General features: G+C 44.2%; 10 protein-coding genes and 1 riboswitch. Of the genes, 5 read left to right on the top strand and 5 right to left on the bottom strand.

Annotated features, from left to right (window positions below):
• Positions 1 to 85 precede the first annotated feature (85 nt).
• Positions 86 to 1,459, bottom strand: a complete 1,374-nt coding sequence (locus tag AAHF22_RS11985; protein ID WP_347325240.1) for an MFS transporter — start codon at positions 1,457 to 1,459, stop codon at positions 86 to 88.
• 117 nt (positions 1,460 to 1,576) lie between these two features.
• Between AAHF22_RS11985 and AAHF22_RS11980 the strand changes: the two genes are divergently transcribed.
• The 4 genes from AAHF22_RS11980 to AAHF22_RS11965 all read left to right on the top strand — a co-directional run bounded on the left by AAHF22_RS11980 (position 1,577) and on the right by AAHF22_RS11965 (position 6,110).
• Positions 1,577 to 2,470 (top strand): LysR family transcriptional regulator, encoded by an 894-nt coding sequence (locus tag AAHF22_RS11980; RefSeq protein ID WP_347325239.1) that lies wholly within the window; start codon positions 1,577 to 1,579, stop codon positions 2,468 to 2,470.
• Positions 2,471 to 2,569: 99 nt separating this feature from the next.
• Positions 2,570 to 2,669, top strand: a riboswitch (purine riboswitch).
• A 147-nt stretch (positions 2,670 to 2,816) separates the two neighbouring features.
• Positions 2,817 to 4,001, top strand: coding sequence for an MFS transporter (locus AAHF22_RS11975; RefSeq protein ID WP_347325238.1), 1,185 nt, complete (start codon positions 2,817 to 2,819; stop codon positions 3,999 to 4,001).
• 349 nt (positions 4,002 to 4,350) lie between these two features.
• Positions 4,351 to 4,974, top strand: a complete 624-nt coding sequence (locus tag AAHF22_RS11970; protein ID WP_347325237.1) for a hypothetical protein — start codon at positions 4,351 to 4,353, stop codon at positions 4,972 to 4,974.
• 350 nt (positions 4,975 to 5,324) lie between these two features.
• Positions 5,325 to 6,110 carry a DUF2087 domain-containing protein gene (locus AAHF22_RS11965; RefSeq protein WP_347325236.1) on the top strand — a complete coding sequence of 262 codons (786 nt, stop codon included), beginning with the start codon at positions 5,325 to 5,327 and terminating at the stop codon, positions 6,108 to 6,110.
• 424 nt (positions 6,111 to 6,534) lie between these two features.
• Here the strand turns inward: AAHF22_RS11965 and AAHF22_RS11960 are convergent, their stop codons facing one another.
• The 3 genes from AAHF22_RS11960 to AAHF22_RS11950 all read right to left on the bottom strand — a co-directional run bounded on the left by AAHF22_RS11960 (position 6,535) and on the right by AAHF22_RS11950 (position 8,495).
• Positions 6,535 to 7,017, bottom strand: a complete 483-nt coding sequence (locus AAHF22_RS11960) for an AbrB/MazE/SpoVT family DNA-binding domain-containing protein (RefSeq protein WP_347325235.1) — start codon at positions 7,015 to 7,017, stop codon at positions 6,535 to 6,537.
• A gap of 429 nt (positions 7,018 to 7,446) precedes the next feature.
• Positions 7,447 to 8,127 carry a CidB/LrgB family autolysis modulator gene (locus tag AAHF22_RS11955; protein WP_347325234.1) on the bottom strand — a complete coding sequence of 227 codons (681 nt, stop codon included), beginning with the start codon at positions 8,125 to 8,127 and terminating at the stop codon, positions 7,447 to 7,449.
• Positions 8,124 to 8,495: a CidA/LrgA family protein gene (locus AAHF22_RS11950; protein WP_347325233.1), complete on the bottom strand. Its 372-nt coding sequence runs from the start codon at positions 8,493 to 8,495 to the stop codon at positions 8,124 to 8,126. The genes AAHF22_RS11955 and AAHF22_RS11950 overlap by 4 nt, the downstream gene beginning before the upstream one ends.
• 936 nt (positions 8,496 to 9,431) lie before the next feature.
• Here AAHF22_RS11950 and cidR point away from each other — a divergent pair.
• Positions 9,432 to 10,316, top strand: coding sequence for a cidABC operon transcriptional activator CidR (gene cidR, locus AAHF22_RS11945; protein WP_347325232.1), 885 nt, complete (start codon positions 9,432 to 9,434; stop codon positions 10,314 to 10,316).
• Between the two features lie 449 nt (positions 10,317 to 10,765).
• Here the strand turns inward: cidR and AAHF22_RS11940 are convergent, their stop codons facing one another.
• Positions 10,766 to 11,500 carry an NPP1 family protein gene (locus AAHF22_RS11940; RefSeq protein ID WP_347325231.1) on the bottom strand — a complete coding sequence of 245 codons (735 nt, stop codon included), beginning with the start codon at positions 11,498 to 11,500 and terminating at the stop codon, positions 10,766 to 10,768.
• Positions 11,501 to 11,750: the final 250 nt, after the last annotated feature.

The following is an 11,750-nucleotide window of genomic DNA, read 5'->3' as shown; positions in this document are numbered from 1 at the left end:
TACGTAGCATATAACGGATGGGAGGAGGCGTCAATATCGTTTTTGTATTTTCATAATGAAAATTTTTTTCTTTTGTAATCTAACCTTACATTAATCTGTTACGTGCATACAATAATCCACCATAGATACCTACAAATACGAGCAAGCCAATCGCTAGCGTATGGAATTGCGATGCTGTAAATACAGCACCGGCTATGATGCTAATGAGCATCGAAGCGACAATACCGCCCAGATTGCGCGCCATATTAAACAGACCGGACACAACACCAGCGACGGATGCTGGCGTCTGTTCCATCAGATCCGCTTGCATTGCTACATTGCTGAGTCCATTGCTGCAACCGAACAGCAGCAAAATCAAACTCGACCAGTACAATGACGAATGCACTTGCAGAATTATTAGCAGAACAGAACCGACCAGCATCAGTGATACAGCCAGCCATAATATAATCCGGCATGAATAGCGGCGCAGCGCTTTGCCTGCAAGCGTGGCACCGGCTACTGAAGACAGACCGAGCACAAGCATGATCAGACCGGTATGCAGCGAATCGAGTCGTATCACCTGCTGCAAATAGGAAGGAAAGCCGAAAAAGAGCGCATAAAACAACACATTGGCAATCATAAAGCTAACCGTAATCCAGCTTACCGCTGGTAGTTCGGACAATGTACGTAGCGGAATGAACGGTCTGTCCATTTTCCATTCATGCCGTACAAATACTATCAGTACCAACAATCCAACCGATGCGCCGATAATATGCATGAATGACCAGTGTGCATTGGTTTTGCCGGATAGTAGACTGCCAAGCAAGACGATCAGCCCAATTGCAAACAGCAGTATGCCGATCAGATCGATCTGGCGTAATGATGAATGTAGGGATACGTTAACTTGACGTAGGTCATGCTGAGACGATTCTTTCGGCAAAAATTTCCATGCCAGCCCAAGACTGATCAGTATAATCGGTACATTAACATCAAAAATGGAAGACCAGCCCCACCAGTGAAGGAGCAACCCGCCGACAAACGGTCCGAGTGCCGCAGCGCCTGATTGACATGACGAGATTAGTGATAACGCCTGTTCTCGCCGCTGTGTAATATGATGACGCACCAGTGCAAGCCCAACGGTAACGGTCATACTGGTGCCGATCGCCTGGGCAATTCGCATCGTAACAAGCGTACCAAAATGAGTTGCAAATGAAGCTGCCAGTGAAGCAATCAGCGCAATGATCAAGCCGAGCAGGAACAGCTGGCGTCGCCCAAACCAATCGCTGGCTTTGCCAATGATCGGCTGAAAGATAGCACCGGTAATATAAAAAGCAAATACAATCCATACCACCGTCGTTAATGGAATCCCAAACGTCTGTTGCAATGATGGAATAGCCACAGCGATCATTGACGAATTTAATGGATTGAGCAGCATGCCCAGACTCATTGCCAGTACCATGTAATTACGACATAATTCCATCGTGGTGCCCCCTTTAGGATAGAAATGAGATAGGTGTATAATAAAAGAAATCGTTTATTTACTCCAATTCATTTACATACATAAATTAATGGACTCAAAGGAATAAGAGGTGCAGGGATGGAATTGTTGCAATTGCAGTATTTTGTGAAGTTGGCGCGATTGGAGCATATGACGGAGGCGGCGGAAAGCTTGTATGTGACACAGTCATCATTAAGCAAAACGATTCAGCGACTGGAACAAAGCATAGGTGTACCGTTATTTGATCGTGTGGGCAAAAAGTTGAAGCTGAACGTGTACGGACATGCTTTTTTGCCACGTGCAGAAAAGGCGTTATTTGAACTGGAACAGGGACGACAGCAATTGCTCGATTGGAGTCAGTCACGTCTGCCATCGATTCGGCTCGCTGTGACGAATGCGAGTACATTGCCACAAATTTTGCGTACATTTCGGGAGCAAGAACCGCATATTCAGTTCCATGTGCAAATGTGTGCGACCGACGAACTGGAAAACTTGTTGCACAAAGGTGAGGTTGATTTTGGTTTGACATCGTTGCCGATCCACGATGAGCAGTTGGTGTATGAAATTGTGTGCAACGATCCGATTCTGATTGCTATTCCTACCAGTCATCCGCTTGCAAAGGTAGCTATGGAGAGTCTGCCATTGATCCAGCTTGCTCATGAACGGCTAGTTGGGGTGAAAAAGGGATATCATACACGCGATCTGGTCGATCAAGCATGTCAGACAGCTGGCTTTGTGCCGGAATACATCTTTGAGGGGAATGAACCAGCGCGTCTGGGTGCTTTTATTGAAGCTGGAATCGGAATTGGCTTTATTCCAGCAACCGGCATGCCTGTGAGCGACAGCATCTGTTTGCTCCCATCCCAGCCGCCTCTGTTCCGGCAGATTGCCCTAGTATGGCGACAGGAAAAATATATCTCTGCCGCAGCTCAGAAATTTCAACGAGTCGTTCAAGAGCATTTTGAAGAGCTGGCAAAAAAATATAATGATTAAAATTAAACGAAAATAACTATTGAAATTCCATTTCCCATCTGGTAAGGTATGTAATGTTGATGGGATGTCCCATCTCTGTTTAACCTACAATTGAATGAGTGAAGGAATTATCATACATCGTGTATAACCTCAATAATATGGTTTGAGGGTCTCTACCAGGAACCGAACAATCCTGATTACTACAGATGGTGCATCGTCTATGCATCCTGTCGTAATCAGGATTTTTTTATGGATTTTGCAGCATTCCGACACTCCCGTTTTGAACATAAGCAGCGGCCGATGACGATATGGAGCTGTCTGCAGGCATGTTAAAAATGAATCGTTTAAAACAAAGGAGAGAGAAGGCTTGAATTTCAAGGTACTGATTTTGACCATTGCGACCTTCACGGTCGGCTTAATTGAATTGATTATCGGTGGTGTGCTGCCCGAGATTTCCCGTGACCTGAACGTATCGATCGGTACGGCGGGACAGCTCATTACGATTTATGCACTTGTTTATGCGATTGCTGGCCCGACCTTACTGGCACTGACTTCCCGTGTAGAACGGAAGTCGCTGTACCTGTGGTCGATGCTCGTGTTTACCGCAGGTAGCCTGCTTGCATTTTGGAGTCCGAACTATGAAGTGTTGTTTGCATCGCGTATGCTAACCGCAGCGAGTGGATCGCTGATCGTTACACTGTCGCTGACGATTGCCGTCAAAGTTGTTGCTCCAAAATTCCGTGCTCGTGTGATTGGTATTATCTCAATGGGGATTAGCTCGTCGATCGTACTTGGCGTGCCGATTGGCGTTCTGATTCAAGAAGCACTCGGCTGGCGTGTCTTATTCCTGGCGATTGCGCTACTGACGCTTGTCGCGATGTTGATCATCGCTCTGTTCCTGGATCGTATTCCAGTGGAAGAATCGATGCCACTGCGCGCACAGCTCGCTTCCCTGAAAAATGCTAAAATCTTCAGCGCTCATCTCGTAACGATGCTGCTGTTGGCTGGTCACTATACGATGTATGCGTATTTGACGCCATTTTTGCAAAATACGATGGGGTTGAATGCGTACTGGATTAGTATTGTATACTTCGTCTTTGGTATTGCCGCAGTAAGTGGTGGGATGATCGGCGGTATGATGTCTGACCGTCTCGGTAGCCGTCGTAGTATCCTGATCGTAATCGGCGTCTTCGCCCTGACGATGCTGGTATTGCCGCTAGCTGTAAAATCGATCTGGATCTTCCCAGTTGTATTGTTCGTCTGGGGCGCACTCAGCTGGGCATTGTCGCCAGCACAGCAAAGCTATCTGATCGAAAATGCACCTGAAACATCCGATATCCAGCAAAGCTTTAACTTCTCTGCCCTACAGGTCGGCATTGCGATCGGTTCAGCCCTCGGCGGAATCGTGATCAAAAATACCGGTAACGTCAACTTCAATTCATGGGTCGGCGCAGCGATTGTTGTCCTGTCGTTCCTGTGCGCATTGTACTCGCTGTCCCGTCCAGCTGTAGCGGCTAGACGTGTGAGTAAGCAGACGGTGCATTCGTCGTAACATAAAGTGTTTAAGATATGGTGTTAATGAAAAGTATGGATGAAAATAAAGTGGAATATTACGAATAGATCGTGAATAAGCATAAGACCGGACACTCTGCATGAAGAGGGTGTCCGGTCTTATTTTATCGTAGGAATTATATTGGATATGTATTCCGCAGGATTACATTTCATAATGAATGTATGACAGAGATGCCGCGACATGATTGGTGATTAGATAGCTTTAAGCGGTGCGGTTAGGCGAAAAGGAGTGATCTTGATATCAGTATTATCATATGTACAATATACTGGATGGAAGAATATAGTGGAGAGAATACATAGTTTACATAGAAAAGAGTGAAGTTACTATTGTGATTAAAATGAAGTCGATCCTGATTCCATTCGGTGTAGTCTTACTTGTATGCTCAGCTTGTGATCACCATGTGGATTCTGTTACAAATAAGCAGGCTAGCCATACAACCCAGCAGATGACAAGCAGTGCAAACCAGCATGAAAGTAACAATGATGCACTATATAGCTACCAACAATACAAGGAACTATTTAACAAAAGTTCAACTGAATTAAGATTCCCCGATGCACATCTAGTCGATCGTACCAAAGATACGAATCTTGTAGCCATTGATGCAGCTGATTCATTCCATACGCGTTCATTTTTGACGTTACATGGTGATCAATCTAATGATACGACGCAAAAGCAATTAATTTACGAGGATACAGGTGGAGATGCTTTCACTATCATTGATGTGATCTATTTAAAGCATTCACTCGGCAAAGACATAATTTCATGGCCCAGCAAAGCGCTTGCTACGGCTCAAAAGGAGCAAATACTGAAACAGTACGATACATGTTCGATTGCGTACGACAATATACTTGTGCAAATAACGAGAATTTCGAAGAAGTCGCCACTACAGCTGGAACAAATGCAGACGAAAATTAATGCAGTCACAAGTTATTTGCAAAAAGAGCTAGGTTGATGCGATCAATGTAGTTTGCTATAGTTGGCAGCTTCGATGGTAGAGGTAGCTTTGCGTTAGTGCGAACTTTGTAGTACGAACTTCAATAATACGTCCATTATCGGATATAAACCGGTAATGGACTTTTTTTATGGGAATCTTTATGTGGTCTTTACGTGAGTATTATTACATTATTCGTGTAGGTATCACTTGTTAATATATAATGTGCTTCTGGTTTAAAAATAGACAATTAAATAATTTGACTATTATATTAGTAGACATTAAAATATTAATCACATGTGAAAATTGAATGTATTAGTCGAATGTATTATTGAAGCCAATATATTATGAAGGCAAAGGAGCAACTCATGATGAGCGAAATATCCAGCAAGCAGCAATCTGATCTTTTCTGGCAGGCTTCTCTGGAGCAATTGAAGCAAGGCTATATGGAAGATACACAGGCAGGGCCATTTGGTGGTTTTGTGTGTCTGATTGATGGCAAAGTATTTGAGAAAGGGCGTATTTATGAGCAGGATGGTTTGTTTTATGAGGCAGAACGCTTTGTACAACAGCATATTCGGTTGAACTACGTTTCCATGTTTCACTATTTACTAACGTTAAACAAGAAGCTTACCGGATTGACAGAGCTGCAATGCAAGCTGCTGCAATCTTTTTATGAAGGTAAAAGTGATAACGATCTGGTCGAAGAGCATGGCAGTAGTAAATCTACAATTCGTAATCATCGGTTTGCTCTGCGTGAAAAAGCCAAGCAAGCACGTGTATTGCTGGCGATCATGGAGCTGTTGGAGCAGCAGAGTCATGATCCAGCGCCATTTATTGAGATTCATCGTACCGCCACGATGGTCGATGAGCGTTATAACATTACAGAACAAGAAAGTGCCTCCTTTTTGAAGCAGTATTTTAAAGAGGGATTGGATGGACCGTTATCGGAATTTCCGCGTAAAGAAAAACGGAAAATTATTATTTTACGTCATCTGATGAAGCGTTTTGAAAAGGATCGTCAATATACCGAAAAGCAGGTGAATGAGGTGCTATCCACCGCCTTTGCCGACTATGTTACACTGCGCCGCTATATGATCGAATATGGTTTTATGGATCGTCATGAGGATGGTAGTGCCTACTGGGTAAAGCAATAATCATACGAACCGCAATATAAAAACACCCTCTCGACTCCGACGTTACGGAATGGAGAGGGTGTTCATTGGTATGTGTATCGAAATTTAAGTTAGCGCGCAAAATAAGGTTAGGCGAGCACAAGCTTATCTATAGGTAGATCCTCGTTAGTCTGAAACAGATCATGATCGCAAGATCGTTTTCGGTCTTTGGAAATCCAACGATCAGCTAGATCCACTACATTTTCTACAAGTGGTAGGGGTATACCGGATAATGGAATCGATACCAGTATAAGTAAAAGGTTGGAGCACAGCCACATCAAAGGCTATTTCTGTCGTTTATATCGATTATAGCTTCTAACTAGAACATAATAAACGAGTCATGACTCTGTTCGCCAGCTGATCATGTCATAGAGTCAGTCAAGCTTCTCGTCAGGCTCTGTCTTGCTTAGCGCTCATACGTAGAACCGGAGGCGCGTAATTCCTTTTGAATCTGGCAGACACGACTTTGAGAAATGCCGAGTATACGAGCTAGCTCATTTTGCGTAGCGCCAGGATTTTCCTGCATCGCCGTTTCTACTTTGGTTAGCATTTCGCCGCGTTTGCTTCTGGACTTACGCAGAGAAGACTGCAAATTACGACCAAATGCAGGCGCTTCCGTCATTTCTGCCATCGGTGTATGCTGGGATTCATCGCCCATTTGCTCAGCACATACACCACAAATAAATTGATCTTTATAATACACCAGATCGTCAAAGCTACCGCAGAAGATGCACTGAATGCCTTTGTGTTTGCGGAAGATAATCTCTTTCTCCGTAATAAAAAATTCCATCGGATCACTAATGCCAATCTCCATCGTATCCCGAATTTCTTTCGGAATAACGATTCTGCCGAGACTGTCCAATTGACGTACCATACCTGTTTTTTTCATAATAAAGGTCCTCCGCTTTGGTCAGTTTAGATTATCACATTATCGCTTGATCAACACTTGTCTGCCTGTTGGCTCCAATCATCAGGCTGCTCTTATATAAATATACAACAATATCGGTATAAAATTCATCTTTTACAATTGGGACTTCATAAAAATTTTGGAAATTGTCCGAATATGTGCGTTAATAATACATATATAATAATGAATTTAACAGCGAACTACATATAATTGTCGCAACAATTCAAACAAATATTAATAGAAATTGCAATCGATTAATACGCAATTAATATAATAAAAATTTAAACTAAACTAATAATTATTCACTTATACGTATAAAATTATACATTTATGTTAGGAATCGAAAGGGCATTGTTTATGTAGTTATGTATGTCACAGTTTATTTATACAGCCATAAAAAAAGCTGCCCGGTCAGGGCAGCATAACAAGTGCAAGAAGTGGCGTTGTAGCCAGTGTGAATAAAGCAGACAGAATCATCGATATACTGGAGATCGTTCCTGTTAATGAACTTAACTCAAATGCTTTGGATGTGCCTGTACCGTGAGCTGCTGTTCCGAACAAAATACCGCGTGCAATCTCACTTTCAATGCGGAACCATTTTACAATATAGGGACCGATCATACTGCCGATCAATCCAGTAATAATCACAAATACTGCCGTTATCGTCGGTACGCCGCCGATCGCTTGCGATACGTTCATTGCAATCGGTGTTGTAATTGAACGGGGGATGATGCTGCTCATCAGATTGTGATCCAGATGCAACAGCTTTGCAAACAGTGCGGACGTGCTAACCGCAACGATCGAGCCGCAGAGCACACTGGCGATAATCGCGCTGGCGTGCTTTTTAAGTGTGTGCAAGTTTTTGTACAGTGGAATCGCAAAGGCGATTGTCGCTGGTTGTAGCAACAGCGATAGCAGATGACCACCTTGATTGTAATTCGTATACGGTATTTTCATCATTAACAGCACGATGACCAGCACAAGTGGAGTCGTCAGTAATGGGGATAAGTATACACGCGGAAAGCGTTTGTACAGTTTCTTCGCTCCGGCATAGATAATCAGTGTGGCCAGCAGGAAAATAATTGAATTCATGAGGAATGACGCTCCTTTCGTTTGGACATAATAGCTGCCAGTAGACCTGAGCTAGCCATCACGAGAATCGTGCTGAAAATAACGATCACCATAATGCGTACCCCATCTTGCTCCAGCATCGGGATGTAGTTCATCACGCCAACAGCAGATGGGATAAAAAACAGCAGTAATTCAGCCAGTAACCAGCTTGCTCCGATATCGACCCATTCCAGCTTAATGACGCGAGATTGCAGTAAAATAAACAAAATCGCAATACCGATAATGCTGCCGGGAACAGGCAAATGTAGCCAGCTTACCAGCAGATTTAGTAGCTCGGAGAAACCCATCAGCGCAGCGACTTGGAGTATGCCTTTCCCTATATTTTTCATGAGATAAATCCTTCTCTCTTGTATTCGATGTGTTCATCGGGATTGTAAATAAATGCAGAGTATTTTATCTGATGTGAAAAGTTTACATCTCTTTCTTTCATGAGTAAAATTCATATATGGCATGAAATGTATTCCTTTTGGCTATGAGTTGGTGGGGGCGCTTATGAAACACGGGGAGGTTCTTGGTTACATCACTCCGGGAAGGAATAAGGGGACGGACTCGGGTGGAGCCGCGGGAATCTTTTGGAATTGGGATCACTTGAAGATTCCCGCCCCTCCAAAGTCGTCCTTTCCCCTTATTTCCTTCCCTCCGTTCCGTGCGAGGAGAAACAGGTGTGTTTGCATACCCGCTTTGGTAGGGTGGGCATTTAAGAACTAATTGCAATAGATATAAGACAGTAGGAGAGTATAGCAGTATGGTGGTAGAACGATAGAGCAATAGAGAGGCAGAACGGTATAGTGGTATAGAAGTAGAGCGGTAGATCAGTAGAACCTTAGAACCGTAAGGCAATAAGGCGGTATGGCAGCAAGAGGATAAGATGGTAAGGCGGTAGGGTATTGGGAGAGTAGGTGAACAATATAGCAAGGTGGTAGGGCGGTAGGGTATTGGGAGAGTAAGTGAACAATATAGCAAGGTGGTAAGGCGGTAGGGTATTGGGAGAGTAAGTGAACAATATAGCAAGGTGGTAAGGCGGTAGGGTATTGGGAGAGTAGGTGAACAATATAGCAAGGTGGTAGGGCAGTAGGGTATTGGGAGAGTAAGTGAACAATATAGTAAGGTGGTAGGGCGGTAGGGCATTAGGATAGTAAGAGAATAATATAGTAAGGCGATAAGACGGTAAGGAAAATCGTAAAACAAAAAGGGCAGAAATTAATAGATGAACATATAAATGCATGAACACATGAGTATATAACATCGTATAAAGGAGGGCTTGTATGGATATTCGGCATTTGCAGTATTTTATGGAGGTTGTGCGGTTGGGGAGTTTTACGCGGGCGGCGGAGGCGTTGTTTATTACGCAGCCGACGATTAGTAAGACGATTCGGGCGTTGGAGGAGGAGCTTGGGGCGGCTTTGTTTAATCGGGTCGGGCGGTCGATTGAGTTGACGGATGCGGGGCGGGTGATTGAGCAGCAGGCGCAAAATATTGTGAAGTCGTTTGAAAGTTTGTCCTCGCAGCTGGATGATTTGCGTAATTTGAAAAGTGGGCACCTGCGTATCGGGTTGCCGCCGATGATCGGATCGCGCTTTTTTCCACGGATTATCGGGCAGTTTCATCAGTTGTATCCGAATGTGACGATCCAGCTGTTTGAAGATGGTGGTAAGAAGGTGGAAAATGATGTGGTGAGCGGCGCACTGGATATCGGGGTTGCGGTGTTGCCTGTTTCGGATCAGGTGCTAGAATATTTCTCCTTTCGAGAGGAAAAGCTGAATCTGCTCGTACCGGTCATGCATCCGCTCGCGGGTCGGCAACAGGTGGAGCTGATTGAACTGGCGGAGGATTCGTTTATTATTTTCCGGGAGGATTTTACATTGCACGGTCGGATTATTGATTCGTGCATACGAGCAGGCTTTCAGCCGAAAATTATTTATGAAAGCTCGCAGTGGGATCTGATCAGTGAGATGGTAAGCGCAGGGCTGGGCATTGCATTGTTGCCGGAGACGATCTGCGCACAAATCAATCAGCAGAAGCTACATATCGTGCCAGATGTACAGCCAGCGATTCCGTGGCAGCTTGGCATGATCTGGCATCGAGAACGATATTTATCGTTTGCGGCACGGGAATGGTTACGGTTTACGAGGGAGCAGATGCAGAAATAAGCAGGAAGAAGTAAAAAGTGAGAAGTGAGGATTAACGAAGTATCAGGCGAATTGGAGAATGAGTAGTACGTAGGACTGAAGATGACGATAAGTTGGGCGCGCATGGATTGGTATGGTTGGGTTAAAGCGGAGTTGTGGAGCTGAATTTTATAGAGACGATAGAGGTAAGCAGAGATAATTTGATCATGCGAATTGAATATGTGTAAATAGGCTTTAGCTCGATTATACTTTGCCAAGCACAAGCACAAGCACAAGCACAAGCACAAGCACAAGCACAAGCACAAGCACAAGCACAAGCACAAGCACAAGCACAAGCACAAGCACAAGCACAAGCACCAAAAACCTTTAACAAAGTCCTAAAGAACTTAACAGCTACAAGTAGTGCTGACCGCGAAAAGCCGCTATACTCCGATGAGAGCTAGCGGCTTTTCTAAATAGAGAATATGAATTTATTTAAACCATGCCTTTTGCAAATTGTTCATAAAATTCGAATCTTTAAAAGGAACATTCGCATCGCCAAAATCAGTCGTATTCAGCGCATCGCGTGCGGCTGGTGTTAATTGTTCCCAGTTAATTAGCGGTTGTGTACCACCGACATCGGTTACACTAAAAAGAGAATGGTTCAGCGGCCAGATGCTGCGGTAGCCGATGAGTGCATGCGCACCGCTCATATTATTGCTGGTTGGCGCTGCATTTTGAAAGCCGCCATGCTGGGAGTAGGCGATGGACAGCACCTTTGGATTGGCAGCCGCTGGATCGTCGATCCAGATGACGGCACATTCCCAATCGTGACGATGACCGAGTGATGGAGAAGCTTCGTCTTTCGGGAAATACCACGCATACATGATTGCCCAAGCTCCATTATACGATGCCGAACGTGCATACACCTGTCCGATGCTTTTGCTGCTCTGTCCTTCCGGTGATCCAGTTGGCTTGAGTCCACCGCTTGTATTGCCCTGCGCATCGACAGCCGGGAATGGCACACTGCCATTGTACACTTTTAGAAAAGGTTGAAATGTCTTCGCGGCGCGCTGTGAATCATTAGTCGGTGTCACTTCGCTAAAGCCAACGACCTGATCATGATTAATGACAGCGGCATGACTGGACGAAACGGGTAAAATAGCAGAACAGGCTGTTATTGCAAGTGTGCCGGATAATAACCATTTGGAGACGGTATGCTTCATATGTATTCCTCCTGTATCGGTAAGATGCTATGTATAGCAATATTATCCAATTGGATCAGGCAGATATCCATATCAATATAGCGAGTAATGGCATGAATAAACGGGCGAAAAACAGACCTCTAGGAAGCTTGTCTATCATTTTGCCTACAATATAGCAAGATAGAAAGTCTAGTGAGTAACAAAATAGCAATTATAGTGAGGAACACCACTTTGAAGTTATATCGAATCTTTCATGCAACCATGAGGATGG

It is taken from the genome of Paenibacillus wenxiniae (assembly GCF_039822605.1).
GTDB classification, from domain to species: Bacteria; Bacillota; Bacilli; order Paenibacillales; family Paenibacillaceae; genus Saccharibacillus; species Saccharibacillus wenxiniae.
This window is presented reverse-complemented; position numbering and strand designations above follow the sequence as displayed.

Bases quoted from the DNA above. Each gene is read 5' to 3' on its own strand.
- AAHF22_RS11985 (WP_347325240.1), bottom strand. From the start codon at position 1,459: ATGGAATTATGTCGTAATTACATGGTACTGGCAATGAGTCTGGGCATG.
- AAHF22_RS11980 (WP_347325239.1), top strand. From the start codon at position 1,577: ATGGAATTGTTGCAATTGCAGTATTTTGTGAAGTTGGCGCGATTGGAG.
- AAHF22_RS11965 (WP_347325236.1), top strand. From the start codon at position 5,325: ATGAGCGAAATATCCAGCAAGCAGCAATCTGATCTTTTCTGGCAGGCT.
- AAHF22_RS11960 (WP_347325235.1), bottom strand. From the start codon at position 7,017: ATGAAAAAAACAGGTATGGTACGTCAATTGGACAGTCTCGGCAGAATC.
- AAHF22_RS11955 (WP_347325234.1), bottom strand. From the start codon at position 8,127: ATGAATTCAATTATTTTCCTGCTGGCCACACTGATTATCTATGCCGGA.
- AAHF22_RS11950 (WP_347325233.1), bottom strand. From the start codon at position 8,495: ATGAAAAATATAGGGAAAGGCATACTCCAAGTCGCTGCGCTGATGGGT.
- cidR (WP_347325232.1), top strand. From the start codon at position 9,432: ATGGATATTCGGCATTTGCAGTATTTTATGGAGGTTGTGCGGTTGGGG.
- AAHF22_RS11940 (WP_347325231.1), bottom strand. From the start codon at position 11,500: ATGAAGCATACCGTCTCCAAATGGTTATTATCCGGCACACTTGCAATA.